24 protein-coding genes and 1 pseudogene are annotated in these 25,824 nt (G+C 51.4%); 10 read left to right on the top strand and 15 right to left on the bottom strand.

Going from position 1 to position 25,824, the window contains the following annotated elements:
* Nucleotide 1: 1 nt before the first annotated feature.
* A complete protein-coding gene (pgeF, locus tag GS601_RS15275) occupies nucleotides 2-799 on the top strand; it encodes a peptidoglycan editing factor PgeF (protein WP_162424151.1) in 798 nt (265 codons plus the stop codon).
* Between the two features lie 60 nt (nucleotides 800-859).
* Here pgeF and GS601_RS15270 read toward each other — a convergent pair whose 3' ends face one another.
* Together GS601_RS15270 and GS601_RS15265 are read right to left on the bottom strand one after the other, a co-directional pair.
* Nucleotides 860-1,654, bottom strand: coding sequence for a TIGR03943 family putative permease subunit (locus GS601_RS15270; RefSeq protein WP_162424150.1), 795 nt, complete (start codon nucleotides 1,652-1,654; stop codon nucleotides 860-862).
* A 7-nt stretch (nucleotides 1,655-1,661) separates the two neighbouring features.
* Entirely contained in the window at nucleotides 1,662-2,678 is a 1,017-nt protein-coding gene (locus GS601_RS15265; protein WP_162424149.1) for a permease, read from the bottom strand.
* A 423-nt stretch (nucleotides 2,679-3,101) separates the two neighbouring features.
* On the opposite strand from GS601_RS15265, the gene cruF reads away from it, so the two are divergent.
* Together cruF and cruG are read left to right on the top strand one after the other, a co-directional pair.
* Nucleotides 3,102-4,046, top strand: coding sequence for a gamma-carotene 1'-hydroxylase CruF (cruF, locus tag GS601_RS15260; RefSeq protein ID WP_162424148.1), 945 nt, complete (start codon nucleotides 3,102-3,104; stop codon nucleotides 4,044-4,046).
* A gap of 160 nt (nucleotides 4,047-4,206) precedes the next feature.
* Entirely contained in the window at nucleotides 4,207-5,442 is a 1,236-nt protein-coding gene (gene cruG / locus GS601_RS15255) for a 2'-O-glycosyltransferase CruG (protein WP_162424147.1), read from the top strand.
* A 26-nt stretch (nucleotides 5,443-5,468) separates the two neighbouring features.
* Here cruG and GS601_RS15250 read toward each other — a convergent pair whose 3' ends face one another.
* From GS601_RS15250 to GS601_RS15225, 6 genes are all read right to left on the bottom strand, one after another.
* Nucleotides 5,469-7,259 (bottom strand): hypothetical protein, encoded by a 1,791-nt coding sequence (locus GS601_RS15250; protein ID WP_238393290.1) that lies wholly within the window; start codon nucleotides 7,257-7,259, stop codon nucleotides 5,469-5,471.
* Between the two features lie 11 nt (nucleotides 7,260-7,270).
* Nucleotides 7,271-8,350 (bottom strand): peptidoglycan-binding domain-containing protein, encoded by a 1,080-nt coding sequence (locus tag GS601_RS15245; RefSeq protein ID WP_162424146.1) that lies wholly within the window; start codon nucleotides 8,348-8,350, stop codon nucleotides 7,271-7,273.
* 167 nt (nucleotides 8,351-8,517) lie between these two features.
* Complete coding sequence (locus GS601_RS15240; protein ID WP_162424145.1) at nucleotides 8,518-9,165, bottom strand: DUF3318 domain-containing protein; 648 nt, start codon at nucleotides 9,163-9,165, stop codon at nucleotides 8,518-8,520.
* A gap of 201 nt (nucleotides 9,166-9,366) precedes the next feature.
* A complete protein-coding gene (locus GS601_RS15235; RefSeq protein ID WP_162424144.1) occupies nucleotides 9,367-9,549 on the bottom strand; it encodes a TLTLP motif-containing protein in 183 nt (60 codons plus the stop codon).
* 182 nt (nucleotides 9,550-9,731) lie between these two features.
* Nucleotides 9,732-10,088 carry a resolvase gene (locus GS601_RS15230; RefSeq protein ID WP_162424143.1) on the bottom strand — a complete coding sequence of 119 codons (357 nt, stop codon included), beginning with the start codon at nucleotides 10,086-10,088 and terminating at the stop codon, nucleotides 9,732-9,734.
* An 83-nt stretch (nucleotides 10,089-10,171) separates the two neighbouring features.
* A complete protein-coding gene (locus tag GS601_RS15225; RefSeq protein ID WP_162424142.1) occupies nucleotides 10,172-10,954 on the bottom strand; it encodes a DUF1350 family protein in 783 nt (260 codons plus the stop codon).
* A 253-nt stretch (nucleotides 10,955-11,207) separates the two neighbouring features.
* Here GS601_RS15225 and GS601_RS15220 point away from each other — a divergent pair, with 253 nt between their 5' ends.
* The 3 genes from GS601_RS15220 (at nucleotide 11,208) to ligA (ending at nucleotide 16,210) form a co-directional block, all read left to right on the top strand.
* On the top strand, nucleotides 11,208-12,704 hold the full coding sequence (locus GS601_RS15220) for a sensor histidine kinase (RefSeq protein WP_162424141.1): 1,497 nt from the start codon (nucleotides 11,208-11,210) through the stop codon (nucleotides 12,702-12,704).
* 569 nt (nucleotides 12,705-13,273) lie between these two features.
* The gene (locus GS601_RS15215; RefSeq protein ID WP_162424140.1) at nucleotides 13,274-13,891 is read left to right on the top strand and encodes a (2Fe-2S) ferredoxin domain-containing protein; all 618 of its coding nucleotides are present in this window, start codon (nucleotides 13,274-13,276) and stop codon (nucleotides 13,889-13,891) included.
* Between the two features lie 276 nt (nucleotides 13,892-14,167).
* Nucleotides 14,168-16,210 (top strand): NAD-dependent DNA ligase LigA, encoded by a 2,043-nt coding sequence (ligA, locus tag GS601_RS15210; protein ID WP_162424139.1) that lies wholly within the window; start codon nucleotides 14,168-14,170, stop codon nucleotides 16,208-16,210.
* 175 nt (nucleotides 16,211-16,385) lie between these two features.
* On the opposite strand, the gene GS601_RS15205 is transcribed toward ligA, so the two are convergent.
* The 5 genes from GS601_RS15205 to GS601_RS15185 form a co-directional block, all read right to left on the bottom strand.
* Nucleotides 16,386-16,589 carry a phycobilisome linker polypeptide gene (locus tag GS601_RS15205; protein WP_162424138.1) on the bottom strand — a complete coding sequence of 68 codons (204 nt, stop codon included), beginning with the start codon at nucleotides 16,587-16,589 and terminating at the stop codon, nucleotides 16,386-16,388.
* A 413-nt stretch (nucleotides 16,590-17,002) separates the two neighbouring features.
* Nucleotides 17,003-17,488 carry an allophycocyanin subunit beta gene (gene apcB / locus GS601_RS15200; RefSeq protein WP_162424137.1) on the bottom strand — a complete coding sequence of 162 codons (486 nt, stop codon included), beginning with the start codon at nucleotides 17,486-17,488 and terminating at the stop codon, nucleotides 17,003-17,005.
* Nucleotides 17,489-17,558: 70 nt separating this feature from the next.
* Nucleotides 17,559-18,044, bottom strand: coding sequence for an allophycocyanin subunit alpha (gene apcA, locus GS601_RS15195; RefSeq protein WP_162424136.1), 486 nt, complete (start codon nucleotides 18,042-18,044; stop codon nucleotides 17,559-17,561).
* A 398-nt stretch (nucleotides 18,045-18,442) separates the two neighbouring features.
* Nucleotides 18,443-19,528, bottom strand: coding sequence for a glycosyl transferase (locus GS601_RS15190; protein ID WP_162424135.1), 1,086 nt, complete (start codon nucleotides 19,526-19,528; stop codon nucleotides 18,443-18,445).
* Nucleotides 19,529-19,610: 82 nt separating this feature from the next.
* On the bottom strand, nucleotides 19,611-20,804 hold the full coding sequence (locus GS601_RS15185; RefSeq protein ID WP_162424134.1) for an aminotransferase class V-fold PLP-dependent enzyme: 1,194 nt from the start codon (nucleotides 20,802-20,804) through the stop codon (nucleotides 19,611-19,613).
* Nucleotides 20,805-20,935: 131 nt separating this feature from the next.
* On the opposite strand from GS601_RS15185, the gene GS601_RS15180 reads away from it, so the two are divergent.
* Nucleotides 20,936-22,432 (top strand): TM0106 family RecB-like putative nuclease, encoded by a 1,497-nt coding sequence (locus GS601_RS15180; protein WP_162424133.1) that lies wholly within the window; start codon nucleotides 20,936-20,938, stop codon nucleotides 22,430-22,432.
* A 2-nt stretch (nucleotides 22,433-22,434) separates the two neighbouring features.
* On the opposite strand, the gene GS601_RS15175 is transcribed toward GS601_RS15180, so the two are convergent.
* Together GS601_RS15175 and cutA are read right to left on the bottom strand one after the other, a co-directional pair.
* Nucleotides 22,435-22,923 carry a GNAT family N-acetyltransferase gene (locus tag GS601_RS15175; protein WP_162424132.1) on the bottom strand — a complete coding sequence of 163 codons (489 nt, stop codon included), beginning with the start codon at nucleotides 22,921-22,923 and terminating at the stop codon, nucleotides 22,435-22,437.
* Nucleotides 22,920-23,249, bottom strand: a complete 330-nt coding sequence (cutA, locus tag GS601_RS15170; protein WP_162424131.1) for a divalent-cation tolerance protein CutA — start codon at nucleotides 23,247-23,249, stop codon at nucleotides 22,920-22,922. The genes GS601_RS15175 and cutA overlap by 4 nt, the downstream gene beginning before the upstream one ends.
* Before the next feature lie 184 nt (nucleotides 23,250-23,433).
* On the opposite strand from cutA, the gene GS601_RS15165 reads away from it, so the two are divergent.
* The 3 genes and pseudogenes from GS601_RS15165 to GS601_RS23965 all read left to right on the top strand — a co-directional run.
* The gene (locus GS601_RS15165; protein WP_338017046.1) at nucleotides 23,434-24,114 is read left to right on the top strand and encodes a DUF2834 domain-containing protein; all 681 of its coding nucleotides are present in this window, start codon (nucleotides 23,434-23,436) and stop codon (nucleotides 24,112-24,114) included.
* Between the two features lie 10 nt (nucleotides 24,115-24,124).
* Nucleotides 24,125-24,925, top strand: a complete 801-nt coding sequence (locus GS601_RS23785; RefSeq protein ID WP_162424130.1) for a 4'-phosphopantetheinyl transferase superfamily protein — start codon at nucleotides 24,125-24,127, stop codon at nucleotides 24,923-24,925.
* A 249-nt stretch (nucleotides 24,926-25,174) separates the two neighbouring features.
* Nucleotides 25,175-25,824 (top strand): annotated as a pseudogene (locus tag GS601_RS23965) (IS110 family transposase); the annotation flags it as partial.

Raw genomic sequence — 25,824 nt, 5'->3', positions numbered from 1 at the left:
TATGCATACTTGGCACTGGCAAACCTGGAACGCGCTTCCCTACCTCACCTGTAGCTTACTGGAACCGTGGCAACACGGATTTTTTACGCAGCAATTTTCGCCGCGATCGCCGGTCGATCTTACCCCCGTGCTCAGCCCCGACGCCCAACCCTATCGCACTCATCAAGTTCATGGCAGCCGGGTGCTTGCCCCATCTGAACTTCCCCCTAGAGACAATGCAACGGCGGGGGGAGCCAATTTAGAAGCGTTGGCTCAAGCCGACGGGTTAATTTCTGAACACGCCAATCAAGCCGTCTGGGTATGTAGCGCAGACTGCACCCCGGTGCTGATTGCCAATGTTAGAACCGGTCAAGTGTCTGGCATTCATGCCGGTTGGCGGGGCACGGCTCAGAAAATTATTCCGACAGCGATCGCACGGCTTTGTGCCCAAGGGGGCGACCTGCAAGACCTCCGGGTTGCTTTCGGTCCGGCAATTTCGGGTGAAGTGTATCAGGTGTCTCTCCCGGTGGCAATCGAAGTCGGGGCGACCGTGGCGACGTTGCCAACCGAGATGCCCGAAGCCGAAAAAATAGCGGCGTTACTCCAGCTACCCGATTCTCCAATTTTGCCGGATGAGACGCCAGGGCGAGTGCGATTAGATGTTCGCCATGTGAATCGGATGCAGCTAGAGCAGATGGGGCTGATGCCCGAACAAATTGCGATCGCGCCGCACTGCACTTACCAAGATCCAATCCACTTTTTTTCTTATCGTCGGGAAAAGCTTAAAAAGGTACAGTGGTCTGGCATTGTGAGCCGGTGAGGGTGTGCAGACCCATCTAGCTAGGCAGGAATTGAGGGGGAAGGGATACCAGCCGTTGGCTCAATAATCGTAAGGATTCTTCGGCGTTGGCACGGGCTTTAGCGCAGTGGCTTGAATTGTGAGTTGCCGTCTCCCGTCTAGGGTTTCGGTGATCATCTGACCTTCCACCTCGACCCAAGAATCTGCTGCGTACGTCTGGCGATTGGCGGCAGGAAGCCCCGTCTTAGAATCGCCACCGGCTAACTTTACCGGCAAACTGATCGGATAAACATCCGCCGCGCAGCAGGTGATCACAAACCGGGTCAGCAGAAAATATTGCTCTGACAAATTAGGTGGATAGACGACAAAGCCTTGCACCTTTGCCTTTTGCCCCGTGTACGCATCGGGTTCGGGATACACCTGAAGCGATCGAATCCAGTCTATTAAGTTTTTATCTTCAGAACGAGTAGAACTGCGAAAGGCTTGGGGGTTGACCCGCGTGGAGGTGAGCGTATCGGTTAGCCCTCGATCAAGGGCAGTTTGGCTGGCAAACGCTTGAGGGGTAAATACCAGCCCCGCGATCGCCATCCCCAACATCAGCGCGCTCCCCCACCCCGGCGGAAACAAGCTCACATGCTGCATCGGTGGCGAGCTTTGGCGTCCAAGCCGCTGACTTGCCCTCCAAATAAAAAAAGCCTTCAGACCACTGACAAGCAACAGCGTAAATGCCGCCGCGATCGTCAGCCAGTTGTAATTGGGATGGATCAGCAAAAAAAGCTGACCTGTCAGCCAAAACTTGAGCAACACAATGCCCCACGCTGCGATCGCGAGCACATCAAGCCACGGAAGGAAGGAGCGAAAAGACAGTCGAGCCATACCCAAATTAACTAATGTACAAGTTTAGAAACAGAGTCAGGAGAAACGTCAGCAACCCCGCCAGCAGAAACAAATAAAAGATCGCTTTTGGCTTGAAAATCGAGAGCATCAACCCGACAGCCTTGAGGTCAATCATGGGACCAAACACCAGAAACGCCACGAGCGCGCCACTGGTAAACGTTGAGGCAAACGAGAGGGCAAAAAATGAATCCACGGTTGAGCAGATCGACACGACAGCCGCCAACAGCATCATCGCCAGAATCGATGTGACCGGGCTTTGCCCCAAGCTGAGAATCACGTCTCTCGGTACAAAGACTTGAATAATCGCCGCGATCGCGCTGCCGATAATCAGAACGCTGCCCAATTCCCGCATCTCCTGAACCGTGTTATCGAGCAACAGCCGCAGGCGATAACTGGTCGGTTTTGCCGCCGTTGCCACCATCGCCGCCTGTAGCTCAGACGGGTCAGTAATCAACGGTTTGGCGCTCTGTCCTAGAAAATAAGTCCCCGATTGCAGGATCGTAGACGCGCCACTTCCGCGCCCACCAGAGGTTTGAGTCCGGTAGGACAACACCGACGCCAAGGCAGGCTGCAACAGAGGGCGCACATCTTTCTGGGTGCCAAACACCCAGCCGATCGTTGTAGCAATAAACAACGAAAAGCCAATCCGATACAGCACCACTTCGGGCTGCCCGCGAAACGCCGTCCAGGTTGCCCAAAACACAATCGGGTTAATGGTTGGAGCCGCTAGCAAAAACCCGATGGCAACCGGAACCGGCGCACCTTGCATCAGCAACCGGCGCGCCACGGGCACATTTCCGCATTCGCAAACGGGAAACAAAAAACCAATACAACTCCCGACTAAAGCCCCAAGCAAAGAATTTTTGGGCATTAGGGAGAGCAAGCGTCGTTCATCGACAAAAAATTGCAGCAATCCAGAGAGCACCACCCCCAATAACAAAAATGGAATCGCCTCAACCAACAAGCTGAGGAAGAGGGTGAACGCATTGTTCAGTTGATTCATTTAAGTTCAGTCGTACCTGTTATGACGAGTTATGACGAGCTTGAGGGATTTTAACCTAATTCGTAATTTGTAGGTTGTCATTTAGGGTTTAAAGCGGATACTGATGGGGCACAAAAAACCTGTGGAATCAGCGATCGCACCGCTTAGAGTCGCCTAAATTACAAATTATTTTTAGCCCAGAGAGCAAAGTTGAACCGAGATAAAACCAAGACTGCACCGATGAGCCAAGACGAGCCAAACTGAGCTAAAAAAGCTGGAGTTACCTCAGCAACTCTATTACAAATTAGAAATGAACCCTCATTTCTGGTTCAATAGCTTCTTAGGAATTCTAGAAAAATGCTGTGCGATCGCGAGAAACACGTTAAAGATTTGTAAACTTATAGGCAGGCATGGTTCAATGCCCCATTTTCACAGGAGTCCCGTATGAAGCATCTAGTTACTATTGAGCGCGGTTGTCTCATCGGTCATAGCGTATCGTTAGCATTTGGTCTAGCAGGATTGCTGTTGGTGTTGCCCAATTCTGATTTTATTCAAGCCCTTCCAGCCTTTGGGATGTCAGCGTTTGGCTGGAGCATGGCAAATGGAGGAGTCGCCTATATTCTGCTCGGCACGATTACGGTTAGCCTCTACGCCTATCGCACCTTTGGCGTGTGGCGCTGGCTGACCTTTATGTTGCCCACCATCATGCTCTCTCTGGGCAGCGAATTGCTGGGAACGAGTACAGGGTTTCCCTTTGGTGCGTATGGCTACCTCAGTGGGTTGGGGTATAAAATTGCTGGGCTTGTGCCGTTCACGATTCCGCTGTCCTGGTTTTATGTGGGCATGTGTTGCTATGTGCTGGCGCGGGCAGGGTTAGAACGCTTGAAACTGCCGGTATGGGCAACGGTGGTGGGGGCAATAACGCTGGGTTCGATCTTGCTCACCGCTTGGGATTTTGTGCTCGATCCGGCAATGAGCCAAACGCCTTACCCATTTTGGGAATTTAAAGAGGCTGGCGCATTTTTTGGCATGCCATACCGCAATCTATCGGGCTGGTTTGGTACCGGAGCCATTTTTATGGCGGTGGCGTCTCTGTTTTGGGGAAAAGGGTCTCTCTATCTCAGCCGCGCTCAGTTGATGGTGCCCTTGGCGGTTTACCTGATCAATTTTGCGTTTGGAGCTATTATCACGATCGCTCAGCTAGATTCTCGATTCTGGATTCCTACGGCACTGAGTGCAAGTTTGGGGGTCATCCCCGCGATCGCGCTGTGGGCTATGGCTGGCTCGACCTCAACTCCAACGCTGGCAACGTCTCTGCAAACGCCGCTGGCAGCAGCTAACCGAGGCGCAGATGTGCCGCCTGTTACGGTTGGTATTTCTCAAAAGTAACCGGTTGGTATGTTGCTACCGTTAGGGATTGATCCGACAGGTTGATTTCTGACAGGTTGATTTGAGTGATCTGATAGGTTGATCCGAGAGGGTGGAGACGTTCTGCCAGAACGTCTTTACTTTGGGATTGGGGTTGGACTTTTGGGGGACTGCTGAATTGATGCTTGTATTTTTTCGGTTGGGACTTGACTGCCTGGGGTTTGCCGATGCCCAGGCTTTTGCATTTTCGGGACAAGATGCTGTTTTGGTGGGGCTGCTGCTGATTCAGATTCCTGCGATCGCGATTCTGCTTTCTCGGCTGCTCAAAGGCCCGACTCGGCAGCTTCCGCTCAATTCCACATCTGCCCGACCAGAGCTATTGGGCTTGGTCAGTGTGGTGGTGCCGACGCTCAATGAAGCCAAGCGAATTGCCCCGTGTCTTGAAGGGTTGACGCGCCAAACTTACGAAGTTCGAGAAATCACGGTGGTCGATAGCTGCTCAACCGATGGCACTCCGGATCTGGTGATCGAGGCGCAACGCCGCGATCCACGGTTTCGCCTGATAACCGACGAGCCGCTGCCGTCTGGATGGGTTGGGCGTCCGTGGGCACTGCATTCTGGTTTTTTGGCAAGCTCTCCCCACAGTGAATGGATTTTAGGAATTGATGCTGATACAATTCCCCATCCGGGGTTGGTGTGCAGTTTGTTAGAAACCGCGATCGCAGAAGATTATGACCTGATCACCCTCTCGCCCCGCTTCATCCTCAACTATCCGGGCGAAATCTGGTTACAGCCTGCTTTACTGATGACGTTGGTCTATCGTTTTGGACCTGCTGGTGATCAAGACAATCCGCCAGAGCGAAAGATGGCAAACGGGCAATGCTGTCTGTGCAAGCGATCGCTGCTCGTGGAGTTAGAGGGCTATACCAGTGCCCGCCATTCTTTTTGTGATGATGTGACGCTGGTTCGGCATGCCGCTGCTCGTGGGGCTAAAGTTGGCTTTCTCGACGGAGCCAATGTGCTAAAAGTGCGAATGTATGACGGCATGACAGAAACCTGGAATGAATGGGGGCGATCGCTCGATCTCAAAGATGCGGCTCCGGTGGCTCAAGTTTGGGGCGACCTCTGGCTGTTGACGGCAGTTCAAGGACTACCGATAGTCTTACTTGGGATCTGCGGTTTCCTCGTGACCCAGGGAAACACGACGCTCCCAGCCTTGCTCGCCCTTGGCATCAACGGCTTTTTAGTCGCCATTCGGATTGCCTTAAATTGGGCGATCGCGCCGTCCTACGATCTTTCTCAAGCCTCCTTTCGCTGGCTCTTCTGGCTTTCTCCCCTCGCCGACCCCTTAGCAGTTCTCCGCATCTTCCTCTCGTCTACCCAGGCTCCCACCACCTGGCGCGGCAGAGTGTACTAGCTCACTCTTGTTTAGCCCACGTCAATCTATGAGTCGAGGCAACTTGCCCTCAGCACAATCACGCTCTCGCTCTCAAATGCTGAGCAGGCTTTAATTTGTGTCGTTAACCCTGGGATCTTCCCCTGCTGCAAGCTCAGCGTAGCGTGATCAAACGCAGGCTGGAAGCTTTGAAGCCAAGACTTATGCTGCAAATACTCTGGCACAAACGCCCCGCGATCGAGCAGCCAAAAATCAACCCCATACTTGCGAATTACCTGACGCATCGGTGCTAAATCTGGACTGTACTGCGCCTCGATCAACTCCAGGGTGCGCTGCCGAATCTGCCGATAGAAACCCAGATGAAACGGTAACGCATACTCTTTTCCGACCAACACAGACCGTTTAGCAAACGTGGGGATATTATTTGCCTCATCCGAAAGCGTTGCAATCAGGCTATCTAGAGGCTGCTGCTGTAAAAACTCGTAAAGCGCCGCCTCACCAGACGCCCGATAGTTTGTTGCCGGAAATTCTCGCGACATCGCTGGAAACAGCATCAACAGTGCTCCCAGTGCTCCCGCGATCGCGACTCTCCATCCAACGGAGATCCAACGATGAGACGTGGCGAGCGTTTCACAGGCGACTAGCAGAGCATCCAGCCCGATCGTCAGTACAATTCCCGCTGCGATCGCCAACACCATTCGCCAAGTGTGCGTCGTGTACCGAGTCGGAAAAAACAGCTTTAGCAGCACTGCATGGGCAGCGAAAAACAGCCCCAGAGACACCAGCGCCGTTTGAGTCAAAACTCCGGCTTCCCGACGGAGGCGCACCGCCAACGGAAACCGCTGCGATCGCACCATAAACGGCAACGCCACCCCTGCCCAAATCAACGGCGGCAACAACGGCGGTAAAATGCCGCTATGCTGCCCGGTCAGCCAAAACTGCCAACGGTTGCCATCAAAATAAGGATGCCGCCCACCGGGATGCAGTTCTGGCATCGTCCAAGCCTCAGCCGCCGTGACGATCGGGCTAAACTCTGCCGAAGAGACTGCATAAGGCAGCAACGCCAAACCGCCTAAACTGGCTGCCCAGCCAAACACGAGCAGATGTTGGGGCTGAAAACGAGGTCGTCGCCAACGCTGCCACTCCCACAGCCGCAAAAACAAGAGCGCGATCGCAATCAACACCAACGGCGGATAAATCAATGCTTGAAGCACGACCGTCACGATCACCCCTAGCCGCTGGTTTCGCACCAAATAATAGAGAAATGCCAAAAATAGCGGATACACAAACGCTCTAGGAGTCGCAGAACTCAAGTCATCCCTAAACCATAGGCTCTGATTGAGCAACACCATCGCCACAAAGCCAGCCACCGGAACCGGAAACAGCCGCAAACAGATGCCAAACCCGTAGAGCGTTGCGATCGCACCCAGCAAAATCGGCAAAATTTTACTCAACACCAGGGGTTCAATGGCAAACATCGCCACGAGATGATAGATCGCCGCATAGCCCAGAGGCGTAATCGATTTAAAGTAGTCGGCAATCAGGTCGTGAGGCAGCACCGCCGGATCGACAAATTGCTGCATCCAAAACACATACTCCCGGGCATCGTCTTGCACCACATACTCGGTTCTAAACGCTCTTCGGAGTCCTAAACTGCCGTAATAGAGCGCAACACCCAGGTTTAACGCTAGCCAAACCCCAACCTGCACAGACGCTTTGCATCGCTCTGACAGGCGGCGCGCCGCGACTCTCTTTAAAGCCTGATCCCCGCGATCGCAGGGCGGATCGCTTTGATCAAGAGGAGCCATTAAAAAGTGACGCAGGCGCAAAAACAGCATGACTTGTTCCGTTAATATCCATCTACCGACCAGTGCGGTGGATCGTACTCCAACTTATAAACTCCATAGCTTGCTCCCACATCCCACAATCGAGGATTTTGATCCCCGTTGCGCGGTGCCCCAATACTAACCAGTGTGCCATTGCCATTGCGGATGTTGAGGGTGCCGTTCCATTCGATCCCCCAGTCAACTGCGAGGGCTTGAGTATGGCGCGATCGCAGGGCTGCCGGGTTGCTGCCAATATCAAACGCGCGCACCATGTCTCGCGCCGCCTGATAGGAAATTGGGTCTGAGTAATGCACCCACTCGATATCGATACCCAGCATCGCAGGCACCCTAGCGGGAGAAAGGTCGCGATTGTTTAGCAACACCGCATAGTGCATCATATACGCTCGCTCTGGCGGACGATAGGTGTTGGTGATGGTCACCCTAGCGCCCGCATCTAGCAAGGCTTTTTGGAACGCTTGCGCCCGTTGCCGAAACGGAGAGGCAAGGTCATCTAGCGAGCTACTAGCCGGAAAATATCGCACCCACTGTGCCCCGCTCAGACGCGATCGCTGCCGCCGAGCATATTCAGTGAGAATGGTGAGCGCGGTTTGATAATCTGATCCCAGCTTTTGTTTGGTAGAAGCCGCAAGCTGCTGATCGAGTTTGGGGCGAAAGCTGACATCCAAAACCTTATACGTTTCGGCTAAGCCCCTCGTGCTGATCGTTCCAAAAGCGCCATCTGCGCCCAAGGGGGGCGTCAGGTTGCCGATCGCACTCAAGCTTTGCTGTAAATTTCTAACTTCAGTCGCGCCAAAGTTTAAATACTCCAGCAGTTTAGCCGAGGTGAGACCCGCCACCCAGTACACAAATCCTTGGGATAATGCTTTGCCATAGGTTCCACCGCCAACGATGCCATCCGCGACAAGCCCATTTTTTTGTTGATAGGAAATGGTGACTTTTTCGGTGGTGCTGCCAAAGCCGCCATCTACGCCTCCAATGGGATAATTTTGCTCTTGCAAAAATCGCTGCCAGGCGATCACCGCGAGTCCGGTTGATCCTTTTCTGATGAGAGGCAGGTTTAGAGCGCTAACCTTAAAAGCCATAAGATTACTCCTGATATCGGGCAACTAATGAATCTTAGCGAATTATTCTACTGAGAAACACTGAGCAATATTGGCTACCAATCCTAAAACAAATGGACGAGAAGTTAAATTCTCATCCATAGGGTCGGTTATCCACACGTTTAGGAATCACTCCCCACGATTGTGGCTTACTGAAAGTCGGCTGGAGCCGCCGATCTCATCTTGGCTTTCGCTTTGGCGGCACTTTTCTTCAGCGCATCGAGCCGCGCTTGATATTTAGAACGCTGGCGCTTTTTGGGGGTTTGATCGATTAATGTTTTGAGAGCACTCCCCAAGCTTTTGTAGGCATTGGGCAAGGTATAGCCAAACCGAGTCGCTAGGGCGATCGCGCGTTCGTCTGCCTCAATTGCTTCTTGAGTGCTGCGATCGCTGTTATTTTTCTGATACAGCCGCCACCCTGCAACCCCCGACAGACCCACCGCCAAAATCAGCAACAGCCCATCTTGCACCCACAGTTCGCCGACCGCGCCCCCCAGCCCGATCGCCAAAGCGGCCATCTCCCAACCATCTTTAGGAATCGTATCTGCCTGAACCCTTGCCACTTCATGCCAAAACAGGAGATTTCGCTGATCGATCGCCAATTGATCCCATTTGGGCATGTCAAGCTGAATCTCCACTTCATCACGACCAATCTCTTCGCTGGTGATGAGGGGAGGGTTAACGGCAGTGGTCACTTCGATCGTGACCCAGCTTTGCAATTCGGGCGGCAATAGCGTCTTCAGGCGACGCAATTCGCTCATGTCGGCTCTGGCAGTGGAGGTTGCATACGATGTCATGGACTCAGCCTCAGAATTCACTCTCTATCCCATCTCATCTGATCATAGCGATTTCTCAGAGGGGATGGGAGGTGCGTCCATTGTCACCGATTCCATCTCATCGAGCAAGACTTGCGATGGAGAAGATGCCGAACCTGGGAGTTGCCTTCGGCTCGATCTGAGCTTAGGTCTCCTTATCAAGTCGGTTTCAGCATCAAGCCGCTAACGCTTAGCACCGAGCTTAACCGCAGGGGGTGGGAGGGATGGGGTGACGTTGGGAGTGTAGTACGCGATCGTAATGAGGGGCAAGACCAACGTGACTAGCGCGATCGCAGAGCCAACTAGATTTGCAAACCTGTGAGCAGATTCCCCTGATGGGCTGGTAGTCGGGCTACCTGATTGCATAAAGCTTATTTAACCAATTCGGCTAGACTAACCAAACCAAAACCCGGCAGTCTCATTTAGTTAGCCCAAGATAAAGCAAAATAGTTCGCTTCTGTAAACAATCTTAGCGACATTCGCCGCTATTTCCTGTTCTAGTTGAACAATCTTGATTAAAGAAGATCGGCATCTGCGTTGAGTCACCCTTAAGGGCGAGATTTCAGCGAGTGGTGGATGGCTTGAAGCTCTAGAAGAATTGCCTGCAAGAGTTCTTGGGTTTTGTTAGGCTGCTGTTCCTGAATTTCGATGGTCACTTGCTTGATTCTTAAAACGTCTTTGGCAAAGCGCGCGACTTCGTTAGGGTGAAACGTGAGCGGCTCGTTGGGGCTTTGGCGGAGTTCGGGATTGAGTCGATCGGGGTTGTAGGGGGGGTTGAGCGCGTCGGGATCGGTGTTGGAATAGCGATAGACGGAGGCTCTAGACCGATTGAGGGCTTTCTGAACTGCCTCAATGTCCATTAAGGTCGATGAACTTGTGCCCGCTTCCGATTCTGGGAAACTCATGATTAGGTTCTTGGATTTAGACTCAAAAAGCTTAGCATAAGACGGGCAGCGAGAGACACCACAGCAGCAGGGATAGGATGAGGTTATTTGGGGTGGCGGAGAGGATCAAGCCATAGGAGGATATCTTGTTCGAGGGCTTGGAGTTCGCGGTACAGTTCTTGGCGCATCCACTGCCCGATCGCATCAAACGGGGTAAAAATTTGTCCTGTTTGCCATTTAAGGTCGGGTCCTAAAGGCGTGAGATGGCTGCCGATCAGACGACGAGACACGACCATATTCGGAAACTTTTGTTCGAGGACGGCGGCAAGGCTGAGGGTCTGATCCAGCGTATCGTTTGAGAATTTGATGACCAAATTGCGGCGGACTTGATAGCGATCGCGCACCATCTGAGTCGTCTCAAGGGGAGATGGCGTAAATTCTACCGAAAATACCTGTGGCGAGAGGAATTGGCTAAACTGCTCAACCAAGGGCACAGCATCACGAGCAGAATAGTTGTTATAGGAAATGAGAATGTTTCCTGCCCGCTCGACGGGGAAGACGCTCCCAATCAACAAGTGAAGTTTGCAGCCCAGGCTATGCCCCATGCCATAGATCGGAAGATAGCGGTTTTGCAGCGTGCGCGATCGCAAGATCTGGAGAGCTTGCTCAAACTGACCCAGCACCGATCGCGCAATCTCTACATGGTCAAACGTATTGACAAAAGGGGTTGCAATCACAACGTACCCCTGGTTTGCGAGGCACTCTAGCAGGCGTCGATAGGTGAGTTGGGGAGCCGTTGCAACAAAAGCACCCCCCAAAAAGTGAATAATTGCGATCGGTTGGTTGGGTACTAAGATCCAATTACCAGAGATTTCTTGCCAGTCCATAAAAGAAGGTGAGGGAATGTGGGAGGCGTCAGGGAGTGAATCTTGTATCAACACTAAATTGGGGCTGATCGATTGGGACTAATAATATTGAGACTGATCGAGTGGAACTGATAGATTGGGACTAATTTGGCGTTTGCCTACCCAAAACTCCTATCTTGTCCGGTCATTGCGTCTCTTTCAGTTCGGTTCTACGATCTCTGTTAAGAGATAAATGTCGATAAGCTCATAAGCAGGACGGAATGAGTGTGTCAGTATGCCCCAGTGGATTTTCCCAACCCTAAGCGAGATCTTAGCGCACAGCGATAATGCGGATAGAACGTCTGGTGTGTCTGGCGCAGATCCGTTAGAGACATCCCGTGATGCCAACTCGATTGCCCAAAAGCAACTTCGGGCAGAGCGAGAATGGTTTGGTGCGATCGCAGCGTTGCAGTCTCTGCTGAAAACCTCAGAATCCTCCGCCCCGCTCCAAGGGGTAGTGTTGTCGGCCCCGCTTCCGGTTTTAAGCCAGCCTGACCTGCTTGCGCGCTTTTCAACCTGGTCGTTTACTGCCAATCCTTTAGCGATTCTCACTGGCTTGCCATTTCAGCTTCTTCCCGCGTTAGATGACTCAGACATCTCCGAAGGGACAAACGCTACGCTGTCAGTCTTGCCAGGAGATCCGATCGCGGCAGAGCCATTTTGCTTAGTGCTGACTCGCCAGTTTAGCTTGGTGATGGTTTTGGGCGAAGATGCCAACAAAGCGCCTGCCTTCTCGTTTTCGTTTGATCCGGATGTCATTGCTCAACTGTGGCAAAATCTGCGGCTGCGGGTGATGTTGATGAACCCCGCGCATCTGAAAAAGCTAGATGCTCTCTACGAAAAATTTTCGCCCGTTGCACCAGACTACCGGGTTGTGTCTCAGTTTAGCCATACGCTGCTGCGCCATCTGCCAGAGTTTGAAGAGGCTCCGACCCTGCTGCGATCGCAGAGCCACCGCCACCCCCATCAGAGCGCCGCTCCAGCGCAGATGCCAGAGTCGCTCAAAAGTTTGGATGTGGAACTGTTGCAAGCGATCGCCCACGAAATTCGTACCCCTCTTACCACGATCAGAACCTTTACCCGCCTGCTGCTCAAGCGCCGAGATTTGCCTCCCGATGCGGTTAAGCGGTTGGAAATCATCGATCGCGAATGCAGTGAACAGATCGATCGCTTTGGGCTGATCTTCCGCGCCGTTGAGATTGAAACCTCGGCAACAAAACTTGAAACGACCTCTCTTGCGCCGACCTCCCTTTCGGAAATGTTAGCGCAGAGCATTCCGCGCTGGCAAAAGCAAGCCTGTCAACGCAACCTGACATTGGAGGTGATTTTGCCGCAGCAGTTGCCCCCCGTCGTCAGCGATCCAACGATGCTTGATCAAGCACTCACCAGTTTGATTGAGCGATCGGCGCGGAGTTTGCCATCAGGTAGCCGAATTCAGGTTGAGGTTTCGCTGGCAGGGCATCAACTCAAGTTGCAGCTTCAGTCTCAGGTGCAAGACGAAAAACCGTCTGACCATGCATCTGGGTCGTATAAGCACCATGCCCCGCTTCTAAAGTCGTTGGGACAAGTTTTGATGTTTCAACCTGAAACGGGAAATCTCAGCCTCAATCTCAGCGCCACCAAAAATTTGTTTCATGCCCTTGGTGCAAAGCTGATCGTGCGAGAACGCCCCGAACAAGGCGAGGTGTTTACTCTATTTTTACCGCTAGAACCCGCCCACAGCTTCAGATAAGCCGCCATAATAGACCGCCCTAGTGGTCTGTCAAGATTGAAATGATGGACTGGGAATCAATGAGTGGATGAGTGGATGAGTGGATGAGTGGATGAGTGGATGAGTGGATGAGTGGATGAGTGGATGAGTGGATGAGTGGATGGGTAGTATCTCCATCTACCCCTCTACCCTCTCACCCCTCAACTCAAAGTTGACAATCTACTAGCGCGCTGATGCACAGATGCGGCGTAGGGATGCAATATGGGGCAACTCTGCGGTAGGCAGTTCTGCCAGCCCCATAAAAAGGGCTTTACTGTCGTAGCAATTTTCCTATCATTTCTCAAGGGGGAGGGTTTGCAACCGGGAGAAATTGAGATATGTTTGTAGTAAGTTATTATTGACGCAATTTCGCAATAATCAAGATGGCGTTCGCAACTGCTGAACTCTGTAACTCATGGGTTGCGACTACAAGTCTTGGACTAGATTGCTCAATAAGTCTCGCCCGTGCAGGATTCAATCTGTTGTTGAATCGCTCTTCGGTTGAGATCTAACTCTAGGTTGATGTTCACTTCTACTTACACGTTATTGCAATGAGCAAGAGCCACAAGGAATCTCAGTTTCAGCTAGAGGGACGCTTTCTCGGCTATGTCTTCAAAGATGGCTATAAAATTAAGCGCCTAGAGCTAGTCACCCCTGATGCAGAATTTTCGATCAAGGTGACGAAAGAATCAAGATTGAGCCTTGAGCGATCGCTGTTGCCGGGTGACTTAATCCGAGTTGTAGGCATGCAAAAGCGTGACTCAAAGACTGGCGCAGTGAAAATGAAGGCGATTTCGGTTTCTCTCGCCTCTGGTGAAGCTATAGAAGTGCCGTCTGCTGCTCAAACAAAACCTGGAAAAATGAGCGTTCTCTACTGCCAAAAATCAAGCTGCATGAAGCGAGGTGGCAAAGCGGCTTGCCAAGCTCTTTCCCAAGCGCTCAGCGATCGCACTCTATCAGACAAAGTAGCCGTCAAGGGAACTGGGTGCATGAAGGCTTGCAGCAAAGGTCCTAATTTCGTCTTTATGCCAGGAAAGGTGCGGTATAGCAAAGTGAGCGCCAAAGATATGTCTACGTTGGTGGATGAACATTTTCCGCGATCGCTCGACGTTCAGGAGCCGTTGCTTCCCACTGAGCGGCTGCCAATAGAGGCAGTTGCCGGTAGATAGGGGCGAACGCAGGTCATCACCATCGCAAGCTATTTAATTCACGACCCTAAGTTCGGTACGGTTCGTGCCTCTGTCTAACCTATGTTTGGCATCGCCCTCTATCTCGTCTAGCATTTCTGCTCAAGACTTCTTCTTCATAGCAACATACAGTCCAGTGATGTCTCTGCATGATCTAGAATTGAGCTTTTCTCTCAGGGAAGAGCCGCTTTTCAGGGCATTGCAACACAAACACTAGCAGGTAAACTACACTGTCGATTGTTAGTTAGAGATAGAAGAATGGACGCAGTGGAGCAACTTACCCCAGAGTTTGGGCAGCGCGTACAGGAACTCAGAAATCTGCTTCAGAGGGCAAGTTATGAATACTATGTCCTCGATGCACCTACCATGGCTGATGCCGTCTATGACCAGCTTTACCGAGAATTGCAAACTCTAGAACGGCGGTTCCCAGAACTGATCACGTCTGATAGCCCGACGCAGCGAGTGGGAGAACATCCGGTAAGCCAGTTTGGGTCTGTGCAGCATAAGGTACCGCTCTACAGTTTAGAAAATGCCTTTGGCAATGACGAGTTGGTCGCATGGGAACAGCGCTGGCGGCGAGTTGCTCCGGCGATCGCCCAACCTTCCTATGTCTGCGAGTTAAAAATCGATGGCAATGCTCTAGCCTTAACTTACGAGAACGGCGTCTTGGTGCGGGGAGCAACCCGAGGGGACGGCACCACAGGCGAAGACATCACCCAAAATGTGAGGGCAATTCGTTCTGTGCCTCTGCGGCTGAGTCTAGAGCATCCTCCTGCGATCGTAGAAGTCCGAGGGGAAGCCTTTCTGCCACTTAAATCGTTTGAGCAAATCAACCGAGACCGCGAGCAGGCAGGCGATGCCCTGTTTGCCAATCCTCGTAATGCCACGGCTGGAACCTTGCGCCAACTCGATTCTAAAATTGTTGCCCAACGCAACCTAGACTTCTTTGCCTACACGCTGCATCTGCCAGAAGCCCCCCTAGTCCCCCCCCTCCAAACCCAGTGGGAGGCACTCGACTATTTACAGCAACTGGGCTTTCGAGTCAACCCAGAACGGGCGCTTTGCCCCACGATTGACGCCGTGCAAGCCTACTGCGATCGCTGGTCAATCGAGCGATCGCACCTCGGCTACCTCACCGATGGCGTCGTGGTCAAACTCAATTCGTTTAAGCTTCAAACGCAGTTGGGGTTTACCCAAAAATTTCCCCGATGGGCGATCGCGCTCAAATATCCTGCCGAAGAAGCCCCAACCCTGCTAGAACATATCAGTGTCAATGTCGGACGAACGGGCGCAATCACGCCTGTGGCAGAGTTGCGCCCTGTGCAGTTGGCAGGCACAACCGTATCGAGAGCCACGTTACACAACCGCGATCGCATCACAGAACTCGACTGCCGCATCGGAGATACAGTGATTGTTCGCAAAGCTGGGGAAATTATTCCTGAAGTGGTGCGCGTGCTGCCAGAATTGCGCCCTAAAAACGCGCCACCCTACCACATGCCGACCCACTGCCCAGAGTGCGGCGAACCCGTTGTCAAACCCGATGGCGAAGCCGTAACCCGGTGCATCAACAGTGCCTGTCCTGCGATCGTCCGGGGGGCGCTGACTCATTGGGCTAGCCGCGATGCGCTTGACATTAATGGCGTTGGTGAAAAACTTGTTTTACAACTGGTCGATCACGGCTTTATTCATTCCGTAGCGGATTTGTATCACCTTACGGTAGAGCAACTCTTAACGCTAGAGCGGATGGGAACGAAGTCGGCAGAAAAAACGATCAGAGCAATTCAAGATTCTAAAGCTCAGCCATGGTCAAAAGTGTTGTATGGATTAGGAATTCGCCATGTGGGTAGCGTCAACGCACAAACGCTAGCGCAAGCGTTTCCCAGCGTTAACGAATTGGTGGACGCAACGCCAGAAGCGATCGCAGCGGTACATGGGTTTGGCTCAGAAATTGCCCAATCTGTGCATCAGTGGTTTCAAAATCATGGCAATCGTGGGGTTATTGATCGCTTGCGGCAAGCCGGAGTACAGCTTGAGGGAGAAAGACCGCTAGCAGTCGAAACCAAAGCCGCGATCGTAGGTAAAATATGGGTCGTAACCGGAACGTTGCCAACGCTCAAACGCGACGAGGTGAAGGCTATGATCCAAACGGCAGGCGGCAAAGTCACCGATTCGGTTAGCAAAAAAACAGACTATGTTGTAGTCGGCGAAGAAGCCGGATCAAAGCTGACAAAGGCTCAACGTTTGGGAATTCCGCTATTGTCAGAGGCAGATTTTCTCAGGTTATTAGCCTCAAGTGACTAGAAGTCTAAGCTCAGATACCCTCTTTCTTGACCAGATTCTTGACCAGAGAAGAGGCGGGCAATTCCGCCCATGAAAGAATTCCGCCCATGAAAAAAGGAGGTCATCTAAATAACCTCCTGCTAATGCTCAGAGTTAGCTAAACTTTAGAATGCTGTACCAATCCAGCTTTGGCTCGTTACGCCAGACCCGTGTTTGCTCCAGGTCTGCCCGTTGCCAATTCAACCTTGACAATTTTGCCACCCATTTTTTGAATTCGCTGCTGCTCTTTAAACCAGTTTTCGTAAGGAACCAGTTTGGTGAAAAACGTATTTTGCAGTTCCCGTTGGGTGCGGATGCGAGTTTGGCTGGGAACGCAGGCAGTAACCTTGAACATTCTCATGGGTCTTCTTCTCTCCTGAGTAAAGCTAGACGGGGTGAAATAAAGGACACCTTGCGGCAACACTGACGCAAAGTGAAGAGGAGGAATGAGAGATGAATACTCAACCGCCTCGTCAATGGAAATAGAAAATTCTGAAAAATCAATCGTTGAGATCGCACTGCTGAGAGTGGCTTAACAAATCTCAAAGCGATTCCTTCGAGTTGCGCTCTGCGCTAATCGCACAATTGTTTGCTTAGTTAAACCAACATGGCTGTTTAAAGGGTTGGAAGTCGAGAGTCGATGTTAAATCGCTAAAACCAAACGCTCAGCCTTTGACGATTTAATATCCACACCAGACTTCCAAAGCCTCTTTTAAAACGCTGAACTCTGAATTTCAAGTTCGCCATTCATCGTTCAAACGTCTGCGGTTTGTTCTAGCTCAAGCCAGAGCAGATGTAGTCGAAATAAACGCCCATTTCCTTACCAGCATCAGCACCAACCAATCCAGAAGTAACTTCTTTCATCGCTTGGATCGACTGAACGGTAGCTGCAACGGGAACGCCCAAGGAGTTGTAGGTTTCCTTCAAGCCGTTGAGCACGCGCTCATCGAGGATAGAAGGATCGCCAGCCAACATGGCGTAGGTGGAGTAGCGGAGGTAGTAGTCGAGGTCGCGGATGCAAGCTGCATAGCGACGGGTGGTGTACATGTTGCCACCGGGACGGGTGATATCTGAGTACAACAAGGACTTAGCCACGGCTTCTTTGACGATCGCAGCCGCGTTAGCGCTGATTGCAGTAGCGGCACGAACGCGCAATTCGCCAGTTGCAAAGTAGCCCTTGAGCTTTTCGAGCGCAGAAGAATCCAGGTATTTGCCCTGAACGTCGGAAGTGTTAATTACAGAGGTGATTGCGTCTTGCATGTTTAAATTCCCGTAAGTCGCGTGGTATTGATCAAAAGAATCTGGTGAATGGGGGTTAGCCCAGTGCCAATTACTGCATTGCACCGATCACATAGTCGAAGTAAGCGCCAGCTTCAGATGCGTCTTCACCAGACAGCAACGAAGCAGCTACGTTCTTCATCGCGCGAACGCCTTCTGCAACAGCAGGGATGGGGGTTCCCAACGAGTTATACATTTCCTTGACACCCACGATGCCGATTTCTTCGATCGGGGTTACATCACCGGAAACAACTCCGTAGGTGACGAGACGCAGATAGTAGTCAAGGTCGCGCAGGCAGGTTGCAGTCATTTCTTCGCCGTAAGCGTTGCCGCCAGGGGAAACCACATCAGGACGCTTTTGGAACAACTGATCGCCAGCTTGCTTGACGATGCGCTCACGAGAGTCGGTCAGGGTTTGAGCGATGCGTAGGCGTCTTTCACCAGTGGTGACGAAGCCTTTGATCCGATCCAATTCGCCGGGGCTGAGATAGCGAGCCTCAGCATCTGCATTCACGATTGACTTCGTGACAATACTCATTGATGGATTCCTCCGAAAGAATGTAACCGAATGTGTTTAAACGGGAGTTCCCCAAATGGCTTGATTAAGTCTACTTACTGAGAGCCATCTCTGGGTGCTGAAATGATCAGCGCTCAGGTTTTGGTCTGGAAATACTTGTAATATTGCCCGACACCCCTTCCGGTAATCTTGGCTATGCAAGCGTTTCGACTTAATTACCTTCCGCAATCATTCTGCGGCATTTTGTTCACCTTCCTGGTTGCTTCGCAACATTTTTTAATAATTTTCCTCAGCTTTGAGAGAGAGGGAGATCTTTCTTTTTGGAGAGGTTGCCATAGGGCTTGGCTTGCTAAGGTAGAAAGCTGTCAGAACGCCATTTTCGGCTACAGAGATGGGCTTAGCAGACGGCAACTTGCGCTTTAGAGAGTTTCAAAGTAGTCAATCACTGCTTGAGCGATCGCGCGATTTCCATCTTTGGCAAGCCGCTCTGGCTGACGCGGCGATGTCATGGGCTGGTTGAGAAAGCTCCAATCGCCCTTAAAAAAAGCTTGGGGTGTGATGATCTGATGCTCGGCATAGGCTTGGATGCCTTCTAGCAAAATCGGAGCTTCGGCAAAGCCTTCACGGGTGAGGCTGATGATCGGCACATCAAAGCGACAGGCTTCTGAAAACGTGCTGTAGCCTGGTTTAGAGATAAGGCGACCCGATAAGGGCATGAAATCAATCGGACGGTAGAACCGATCGTCAACCCGAATCAGGTTAGGGAAGTCTGGAGCCGCTAGATCGAAACAAATAAATGTCCAATCTGGGAAGTGTTGAACATTTTCGTAGGGGATGCGATCGAGTCCCAAGCCGCCAAAAGTCATCAGGACAATTTTTTCTTTAGGCGTTTTTTCTAGCGCAAATTTAGAGCTAAGTTCAGCGGCATCAACCCTAGGGTTAACCCCTGTTAACCCAACATCTTCGATGTGAGGAAACGCGCTCATCGATTCGTGGAATGGCATTCGGAACACGCGATCGCACTGGCTAAAGCACTCGCCGATCCACTCTGACATTTCGATAAACTCGCCGCCCCAATCACGGTAGATAAAATCCCAGCCAAAGTTGCCCATCATCCATCCTGGAATGCCTGCTGCTTTCGCCATCGGAGCCGCTAAGGGTGGAATGTCGCCCAACACTAGCCCAACGCGGTTTTGCTTTAGGAAAGTGACTTCGGAGGCGATCAGCGATCGCTGCTGCTTGCGAATTTGTTTTAATTTTTCTAAGGTGGCTTCTTTGTCCATCGTGAGACTGTCGTGTTGCACCACGCCAACATCAAACGCGCGAGGACGGTGAATAAAGTCGCCAGGAATATACGCTTCGAGTACCGATCGCGGCGCAGTGGTTGCCAAGATCAAGACAATTTCTGAATTAAGGCGTTGAATTTCTGCCGCGATCGCGGCGGCACGGGTGGCATGACCAAAACCATGGTTTGTAATTGCAAGATAGAGAATGGAGTGTCGCATAAGTGAATGATTGAGAAGACAATAGACTAAAATGCTAGATTGCAATACTAACCCAGCTTGCAATGCAAAACGATGAGTTAAATTACGATGTTAAACTCATAGAAATAAATTCTACTAAGCTATCTATTTCAGAATCGGTAGTGAAATAGTGAACACAAGCGCGAACGCAATTTGGATTTAGAATCGTGCGAACAAAACACTTTTTTTCTTCGAGATATTGCACAAGAGATTGATGCTTTCCGCTATTGGTTTGAAACGAGACCAGACCCGCTTCGGGAGGAGACGTTTTCAGGCAGGTAATGGTGGGAAGGTCGGTGAGCCGTTGCCAAAGATAGGCACTGCGATCGCAGATCAGGCGATAGCGTTCTTCGGCGGTGGCGAATTGGGCATGAAGCGCGATCGCCTCTCGCAACCCGGCATACAACGGCACCGCAGAGGTGGCAATTTCATAGCGCCGCCCGTCAGAGTGATAAGACACCGGATCGCCGACTGCATTGGTCATGATGCTGCGCCAGCCGATAAAGGTTGGGCTTAGGTTGTCTCGCGCTTGGGGGCGCACATACAACCCACCACCACCCGCCGGTCCGCACCACCACTTGTGCCCCGTAAAGGCATAAAAATCTGCCCCCAATGTCGTCAGGTTCAGCGGCAAAACCCCCACCGATTGCGCCGCATCGACCAATACCCGAATCTGCTCACGGGCAGGAAACCCATGACACACCTTCACAATGTCAGCTAAAGGCAAGACCTGTCCAGTGTTCCACAGAATATGACTGAGCACCACTAAGCGGGTTTTGGGCGTGAGATGCTGTTGAATCACAGCGACAGGATCGCCTGAATTTAGAGTGTCTAGAATCGGACAAATTGAAACTTCTAGCCCAAACCGCCGCTGAAGCTCTTGAACTGCCGCAATAATGCCTTGATGTTCGCAATCGGTCATCAGCAAGCGATCGCCCGGTTGCCAGTCGATGCCCCACAGGGCAATATTGCACCCCACCGAGACATCTTCCGTTAGGGTAATGGTGTCTGGCGTTGTGCCGAGTTCTTGGGCGATGGCACCACGGGTTTGACTTGCCTCCTGACTGAGCCACCCATTCACCGCGCCCGAAAAGGGTCCGACTTTCTGAACATAGTCTTGGGCGTGGGTGGTTGCCGCGATCGCGCGGCTCGCCATCGGGCCTTGCCCCCCATAGTTAAAATACGCTTTTTCTCCTAAATAAGGAAAGTGCGATCGCAGACGTTCAAGTTGAGGTGTTGTCAAAGGAACACTTGTCATTCGAGATTATGTTTTAGACTAAACAAATCCCATCTTAATTGCCCTAACTGTTAGCAATTAATAATTAACCTCCTAATCTCCTTTACCTCAATTCTGCTCCCGTTTTGGCTAATTTCTGTTAGCTTATAGGCATGTTTCTAACTGCTGACCTCCTCCTAAATTATCAGCGATGCAGCCGTCGAGCATTCCTCGATACATTTGGAGATGCCCAGCAAAAAGATCCGCCAAACGATTATCTAGCAAAGTTAATTCAAGACAGCACGACCCATCGGCGGCAGGTGTTAGAGAGCCAAACTCACCATCGCCCCAAATATCCCCACGGAGATTGGTTGAGCGGGGCGCAAGAAACGCTCCAACTCATGCAGGAAGGAGTAGAGTGCATCTCTCAAGGCGTTTTAACGACCGACGCCCAAGGTGTTACTCTCGTTAGCATTCCTGATTTACTGATCAAGCAGCCTGGGTACTCCGCCTTTGGCGATTGGCTCTACGTCCCAACCGAGGTGAAACTCAGCAAACGCCCCAAGCAGGAATATCAAATCATCGCCGCCTATCATGTGATGGTGTTGGCGGCAGTGCAGCAAGAATGGTGCGAAACGGCGTGGCTGCAACTACGAGGGCGAGGGCTGTTTGAGGTTGATTTGTGGGAAGCGGTTCCTCGAATGCAGGAGATTGTCGATGGGGCTTTGGCTGCTCTGAGGCACGCCCAAGAGCCGGAAGTTTTTATTTCTCGCAGTCGGTGCAGTTTGTGTCATTGGTATAGCCACTGTTATGCGATCGCAAAGTCTGATCGCCATCTGTCGCTGCTGCCTGGGGTGACTCAGAGCCGCTACGCTCAACTCCAAGCGCTGAATTTGACCACGGTTGAAGCGCTAGCACAAACCTCGCCAACCCAGCTAGAACCCTTACCCGGATTTGGGCGCGAGACGGCTCACAAATTGGTTAGGCAAGCCCGATCGACGCTCTATAATGTGGCAATGCTGGGAGAAAGCCTCGCGTATAGCTCTGGTCACGCTAGTTTTTACATACAGCCCCTTCCAACCGTGCCCATAGAGCTTTACTTTGACATTGAAGCTGAGCCAGGACTCAATCTCGTTTACCTCCACGGAATATTGGCGGTTGACCGAATAAAACAGACCGAAACCTATCATCCCCTGCTTGCCGAATCCCCCAATCAAGAAGCCAGGGTTTGGCAACAATTTTTAGACTTAGTGTGGGCGTATCCTGATGCGCCCATTTTTCATTTTTGCCCCTACGAAACTCAAACTGTCGAGCGACTTGGCAAACTGTACGAAACGCCGGATGAACTGATTCGACCGTTGTTAGCGCGATTCATTGATTTGCACGATCGTGTGACTCAGGCTGTGACCCTTCCGGTTGAGAGTTATGCCCTAAAACACATTGCCCGTTGGCTTGGCTTTGATTGGCGAGACTCTAGCGCCAACGGAGCGCAATCGATTTATTGGTATGCCCAGTGGCTAGAAACGCGCGATCGCAAGTATTTAGATTCGATTTTGACATACAACGAAGATGACTGCCGCGCAACCTATGTCGTCAAAGAGTGGTTGGCAACATTTCTAGAAACCGCATCGACCACCGTGCAAATCATTGCCAACGAAGGGGCTGCGTAACGCTAAATCTTTCTGCCCAAAATGACGAGATTGCGGTCTTCTCCCTCAATGTGAGCAACGGTGGGCAAAAAGCCCCATTGCTCAAAGCCAAACTGGTTGAAGAGATGAATACTGGGCTGATTTTCAGCAAAAATAAAGCCGAGCAGGGTTGAAATGTCTAAAGATGGGCTTTGTGCGATCGCATACGCTAACAAGGTTTTGCCCACGCCTTGCCGCCGCCTTTGCTCCGATACATAAAGGCTCAATTCCACCGTTTGGGCATAGGCAGGTCTGCCATAAAACGATTGGATGCTGAGCCATCCGGCAATCGCTGCATCTAGTTCCATCACCCACACCGGGCGATAACGCGGACGATGCTGCAACCACTCCAGCCGACTTTCAACGGTGACAGGTTCAACATCGGCAGTGACAATGTGACTCGCAATGGTGCTGTTGTAAATGGCAACGATCGCGGGCAAATCAGCCTCGGTGGCAGCACGAATCCTATTCATTGCCCGACCTGTTGAGATATCCAGTGTAAATAAGGCTGCGACCCAGCTACAATCGGCAATGCAATAATCTCCGGCACTTCGTAAGAGTGAAGTTGGCGAATTGTCGCTTCTAACTCATCAAAACGATCTAAATCTGATTTGATGAATAGCTGCCACTCTTGATCCTGATGCATGTCTCCTTGCCAGGTGTAGATCGATTGCACAGGAAAAAGCGTCGCGCAGGCAGCAAGCTTAGAGCAAATGAGCGTTTGGGCAATTTTCTCGGCTTCTTGCTGAGAGGTCGCTGTTACCAAAATCACTCCGTAGTGTCCGGTTGGGTCTGTCATGGGCAATTACAATTGGGCAATTACAATAAAACCTAACGTTCCTAACTTGTAGTGTACGAAATCTGTAGTGTAGAAGAAATAGTGTACAAAGCTTGAGCGTACAAAGCTTGAGCGTACAAAGCTTGAGTGTACAAAGCTTGAGTGTACAAAACCGTGCTCGGTGCTTGGCGCGACAAATGAAATTATGATGAAAACAAAAATTGTCCTGACTCTGGTGTGGATCGGCTTTGTTGGCTATGCGTTCTTTCTTGCGCCACCCAATCAGCCAGATACGTTTGAGCTAATCAAGAATCTGTCTACTGGGAAGATTGAGGGCATTAATCCGCTGATTGTGGCACTGTTTAATATCATGGGTGTGCTGCCTTTGATGTATAGTTGCCTGACGTTTCTCGATGGTCGGGGGCAAAAGATTCCTGCTTGGTTATTCACAAGCGCCTCATTTGCGGTCGGAGCCTTTGCGCTATTGCCCTATTTGATTTTTCGCAACCCCAATCCTCTATTTCAGGGTCAAAAAACCTGGTTCTTAAAGATTTTAGATTCGCGCATCACCGGAGTATTCGTTGCCGTTGCCGCGATCGCGCTCCTCGGTTATGGCATAACTCAAGGCAACTGGAGCAATTTTGTGGAACAGTGGCAGACCAGCCGGTTTATCAACGTCATGAGTTTAGATTTCTGTGCATTGATTCTGCTGTTTCCGGTCTTGCTAACCGATGACATGGCACGACGGGGGATCAAGAACCAAAAAGTGTTTTGGGCAGTTGCCTTCGTTCCGTTATTGGGTGCTGTAACCTATTTGGCACTGCGCCCTCCAACGATCGAGCAGTCTCATACTCAAACACTTGAACCAACACAGGTTGTCGCGTGAAGGTTGTCGCGTGAATGATTGGCAAACACCCCCTGATTTATTAATCCTAAAGCCGTACGATCTTCATGTCTGGCAAGCGCGATTGGATGTTGAGTCTGATTCATTAGCCGCATTTGCACAGACGCTTTCAGGCGATGAGCGTCTTCGAGCAGATCGGTTCCAATTTCACGTACACCGCGATCGCTTCATTGCCGGACGCGGCATCCTGCGATCGCTGCTTTCCCGCTACCTAGATTGCTTGCCGCAAGCGTTAACGTTTAGCTATGGTGTGCATGGCAAACCAGCATTGTTGAGTTGTCAGGCGTACAATTGTCAGGCGTTGCAATTCAACGTGGCGCACTCGCAAGACCGAGCACTTTATATCCTCAGCCGCGATGCTTCGGAACTTGGCAGAGCCAATCGCACAGTTGGAATTGATATCGAGCAGATCCGAAACGTTGATCGCTTAGAGGCTTTAACCCGCCGCTTTTTTTCGGCGATCGAACATGCCGCCATTTGCGATGCAGAAGCCCACCAGCGATCGCGACTGTTCTTTCGATATTGGACATGCAAAGAAGCTTATTTAAAGGCCACAGGCGATGGATTAGGCAAACTTGGCGACTTGGAAATCTCACTATCCGTTGAGCAATCGGCTCGGTTTCAACGGCTGCCTGCCAACGAAAGCACTCAGCAGTGGTATCTGCAAGAATTAGAACTAGACAGCGATTTTGTGGGCGCACTCAGCGCACGCTATAGCCCAACCTGTAGCTCGTCGGCTGAGTCTCCAGAACCCTCGTTCAGGGTTCATCAGTTCACCTTCGATCCCCAATAAGTCGCGCCCTTATCCCTCAGGAATTAAAAATTAAACGAGGGAGGGCTGCCCCCAAGTCTTGATACGACCCCTGGTATGTTGAGAGAGTGGTAGACCGCAAACCCCCAGGTTTTATAAAACCGTCCGCAAGCTTGGGTCGCCACGCCTGCTCGAAGTGCTGAGAACTCGTAAAATCGCCTGGACTTGAAGTCCGCATGGAGCCAGAAAGAGTGCAGACTTCGACTCATTCAATTCAACTGGAGGTTAGGGGTGCAACAACCATCGCAGTGGGTCGGGATTGATGTCAGTAAAGCGACATTGGACGTTTACCTGCGACCGAGTGGGGAACAGTTTCAAGTTGCCAATCAAGCGTCAGGCATCGCAGAGTTGGTGAAGCGACTGCAAACGTTCGAGATCCAACAAGTGATTGTGGAATCAACGGGCGGCTTGGAACTAGAGGTCGCGCAAGCACTCCAGAATGCAGGCATGGCGATCTCGATCATCAATCCTCGGCAAGGGCGAGACTTTGCCAAAGCCAGCGGCAAACTTGCTAAAACTGTGTCCTGCGGAGTTTGGCGAAGCCTAATCGCATTGATGCAGCGGTCTTAGCTCACTTTGGGGAAGCAATCCAACCGCCGATTACTGTGTTAGCCAGTGATCAAGACCGAGCACTGCAAGATGCAGTCACTCGTCGCCGCCAACTGGTAGAGATGCTGAGCGCTGAGAAAAATCGTCGCGCGAGTCTACGAGCGAAGATGCGTCAGAACATTGAACGTCACATTGAATGGCTCGAAGAGCAGATTCAGGAGCTCGATGAGGAAATTGAGCAACTCAGTCAAGCTCAAGCCGAATGGCAATCTCGTATCACTTTGCTCAAAACTGTGCCAGGAGTCGGCTCGGTGATTGCCACGACTTTGATT

This window comes from Myxacorys almedinensis A (assembly GCF_010091945.1).
In the GTDB taxonomy this organism is placed as follows: Bacteria; Cyanobacteriota; Cyanobacteriia; order Leptolyngbyales; family Leptolyngbyaceae; genus Myxacorys; species Myxacorys almedinensis.
Note: the sequence above shows the minus strand (reverse complement) of the source record. Positions and strands in the feature narration are given on the sequence as shown.

What these genes read in the sequence shown, in the direction of transcription:
- GS601_RS15225 (WP_162424142.1), bottom strand. Translation starts at nt 10,954, where the DNA reads ATGGACTGGCAAGAAATCTCTGGTAATTGGATCTTAGTACCCAACCAA.
- ligA (WP_162424139.1), top strand. Translation starts at nt 14,168, where the DNA reads ATGGACGCAGTGGAGCAACTTACCCCAGAGTTTGGGCAGCGCGTACAG.
- GS601_RS15165 (WP_338017046.1), top strand. Translation starts at nt 23,434, where the DNA reads ATGATGAAAACAAAAATTGTCCTGACTCTGGTGTGGATCGGCTTTGTT.
- GS601_RS15205 (WP_162424138.1), bottom strand. Translation starts at nt 16,589, where the DNA reads ATGAGAATGTTCAAGGTTACTGCCTGCGTTCCCAGCCAAACTCGCATC.
- cutA (WP_162424131.1), bottom strand. Translation starts at nt 23,249, where the DNA reads ATGACAGACCCAACCGGACACTACGGAGTGATTTTGGTAACAGCGACC.
- apcB (WP_162424137.1), bottom strand. Translation starts at nt 17,488, where the DNA reads ATGCAAGACGCAATCACCTCTGTAATTAACACTTCCGACGTTCAGGGC.
- GS601_RS15220 (WP_162424141.1), top strand. Translation starts at nt 11,208, where the DNA reads ATGCCCCAGTGGATTTTCCCAACCCTAAGCGAGATCTTAGCGCACAGC.
- GS601_RS15250 (WP_238393290.1), bottom strand. Translation starts at nt 7,259, where the DNA reads ATGCTGTTTTTGCGCCTGCGTCACTTTTTAATGGCTCCTCTTGATCAA.
- GS601_RS15180 (WP_162424133.1), top strand. Translation starts at nt 20,936, where the DNA reads ATGTTTCTAACTGCTGACCTCCTCCTAAATTATCAGCGATGCAGCCGT.
- GS601_RS15185 (WP_162424134.1), bottom strand. Translation starts at nt 20,804, where the DNA reads ATGACAAGTGTTCCTTTGACAACACCTCAACTTGAACGTCTGCGATCG.
- GS601_RS15240 (WP_162424145.1), bottom strand. Translation starts at nt 9,165, where the DNA reads ATGACATCGTATGCAACCTCCACTGCCAGAGCCGACATGAGCGAATTG.
- GS601_RS15230 (WP_162424143.1), bottom strand. Translation starts at nt 10,088, where the DNA reads ATGAGTTTCCCAGAATCGGAAGCGGGCACAAGTTCATCGACCTTAATG.
- apcA (WP_162424136.1), bottom strand. Translation starts at nt 18,044, where the DNA reads ATGAGTATTGTCACGAAGTCAATCGTGAATGCAGATGCTGAGGCTCGC.
- GS601_RS15265 (WP_162424149.1), bottom strand. Translation starts at nt 2,678, where the DNA reads ATGAATCAACTGAACAATGCGTTCACCCTCTTCCTCAGCTTGTTGGTT.
- cruG (WP_162424147.1), top strand. Translation starts at nt 4,207, where the DNA reads ATGCTTGTATTTTTTCGGTTGGGACTTGACTGCCTGGGGTTTGCCGAT.
- GS601_RS15215 (WP_162424140.1), top strand. Translation starts at nt 13,274, where the DNA reads ATGAGCAAGAGCCACAAGGAATCTCAGTTTCAGCTAGAGGGACGCTTT.
- pgeF (WP_162424151.1), top strand. Translation starts at nt 2, where the DNA reads ATGCATACTTGGCACTGGCAAACCTGGAACGCGCTTCCCTACCTCACC.
- GS601_RS15175 (WP_162424132.1), bottom strand. Translation starts at nt 22,923, where the DNA reads ATGAATAGGATTCGTGCTGCCACCGAGGCTGATTTGCCCGCGATCGTT.
- cruF (WP_162424148.1), top strand. Translation starts at nt 3,102, where the DNA reads ATGAAGCATCTAGTTACTATTGAGCGCGGTTGTCTCATCGGTCATAGC.
- GS601_RS15190 (WP_162424135.1), bottom strand. Translation starts at nt 19,528, where the DNA reads ATGCGACACTCCATTCTCTATCTTGCAATTACAAACCATGGTTTTGGT.
- GS601_RS15235 (WP_162424144.1), bottom strand. Translation starts at nt 9,549, where the DNA reads ATGCAATCAGGTAGCCCGACTACCAGCCCATCAGGGGAATCTGCTCAC.
- GS601_RS15245 (WP_162424146.1), bottom strand. Translation starts at nt 8,350, where the DNA reads ATGGCTTTTAAGGTTAGCGCTCTAAACCTGCCTCTCATCAGAAAAGGA.
- GS601_RS15270 (WP_162424150.1), bottom strand. Translation starts at nt 1,654, where the DNA reads ATGGCTCGACTGTCTTTTCGCTCCTTCCTTCCGTGGCTTGATGTGCTC.